This window comes from Calothrix rhizosoleniae SC01 (assembly GCF_900185595.1).
Taxonomy (GTDB): Bacteria; Cyanobacteriota; Cyanobacteriia; order Cyanobacteriales; family Nostocaceae; genus Calothrix_A; species Calothrix_A rhizosoleniae.
The window spans coordinates 1-1,501 of the sequence record NZ_FYBH01000451.1 but is presented as its reverse complement, the minus strand read 5'-3'; the positions used below and the strand labels follow the sequence as shown (position 1 = coordinate 1,501).

At 39.2% G+C, this 1,501-nt stretch carries 3 protein-coding genes; all 3 read right to left on the bottom strand.

The features are described 5' to 3' along the window. Nucleotides 1-75: 75 nt before the first annotated feature. Nucleotides 76-759 carry a hypothetical protein gene (locus CALSC_RS25270; RefSeq protein WP_088243936.1) on the bottom strand — a complete coding sequence of 228 codons (684 nt, stop codon included), beginning with the start codon at nucleotides 757-759 and terminating at the stop codon, nucleotides 76-78. Further along, nucleotides 760-1,239, bottom strand: a complete 480-nt coding sequence (locus tag CALSC_RS25265) for a hypothetical protein (protein ID WP_088243935.1) — start codon at nucleotides 1,237-1,239, stop codon at nucleotides 760-762. 4 nt (nucleotides 1,240-1,243) lie between these two features. Next, a partial coding sequence (locus tag CALSC_RS25260) for a hypothetical protein (protein WP_143288396.1) occupies nucleotides 1,244-1,501 on the bottom strand: 258 nt, incomplete at its 5' end.

Below are 1,501 nucleotides of genomic sequence, written 5' to 3'. Positions count from 1 at the left end.
TTTGTACCCGATTCCTAAAATCAGTATTTGTTAAAAGTTGGGCAGATTCGGATAAACTCATTATGCTAAATTTAATTATTCAAACTGACAAACATAAACAACCCCTGTAAAGCTTGATTTACAATAAATATCCCCCCTATAAGCAATTGGTAATCTGAACTTCTCCTTTTTACCAACTTCCCATAATTCCTCTTTGAGAACATTATTATCATCAACAGAAAATCCTAAAATTAAGTCCTTAGAGTTGGGATTTCTGATAATCAATTCCTTTCTGTTGGCATTAGCAGGAACCAATAAACTGGATTTTCTTCGTACTACAAAAACGTTATTGTAAGATGGAGTTAAATTAGTTTCCATCGTTGTTACAGGGATAGGAACTGAATTTAATAAAACAATCAGTTCATAGAATTTATTTAACTCAACAGCTTGAGTATCATTTTCCGGGACAAAGGTTTCAATGGTAAGATTCCAAGGAAACTGAAAATTATCCAGCCGTTTTATAGCAATGGAATGCTCAGTTAACCCGTTGGGAAAGTAGAAAGAAAAACTCTCTACTTCCTGCTTGTAAGTTAAAAGTTGTGATTCAAAAGTGTTAAATACAGATTGTTCATCCAGAAAGGATTGAGCAATAACAGCGCGTGGGGTTGGTACCCCTTCAGGAATTGAGGAATGCTTTATCCTGAATAATTCTCCAGTAACTGACGGCGTGGTTTGCCACTGGTCAGTTAAGCTGAAGTCACCTAATGATTGCCAAGGCATTTAGGGATTACCGTAAGTAGTTAAATCATCAATTTTTTGTTTAATTTCAGATAATTCCGCATCAACCGAGTCAACATCAATCCCTATGTATTCCCAGATAGTAACTTGGGTGGTAGTATCTTTGAACCATTTAGGCAATCGAATGGTTACGGCATAAGTAGGCAGATACTTAGGGAAAATAATTAAATTTTCCGTGTTAACATCCAAACTCCGACGACTAATGGTGTCGCTGTTGGGATTGCTACCAATAATCAAACCAAGCTGAAACTTTTGGTACAAGTACCCGCCCCAAAACCATTGTTTGCCCTCCGGTACATCGGTTTGGATGCCCACGGCTAGAACATGCTTGTCAAAGATAACTGGTACTGATATTTCTGGGATTGGATTAGTGAAAGTGGGGGTGATAACTTGCCCGGTAAAACTTTCAGTCCATACCAAGTCCCAATTGGCGGAATTACCTAGCTCTAAAGTACGAGCCATTGTTTTAGTAGGACGTTACAAGCTCAACATGTTCTGAGAACTCATCTAAGAGTTCATATGGGTTCAAAATGCCGTAAAATTCCAGGTAATCCAGGTAAGTATCAGTAGGCATTTCATCATTGAGCCATTGCCTACCGGCTGAATTGATGGCTACCATCCCCTCAATGTCTGCTGGGTTTGCATTTCCATCAAGGGAGACGGAAACCAGATCAATCGGGTCGCCAGGAACCCACAACTGGCTGGTACGTTCTGCTATTGCTCC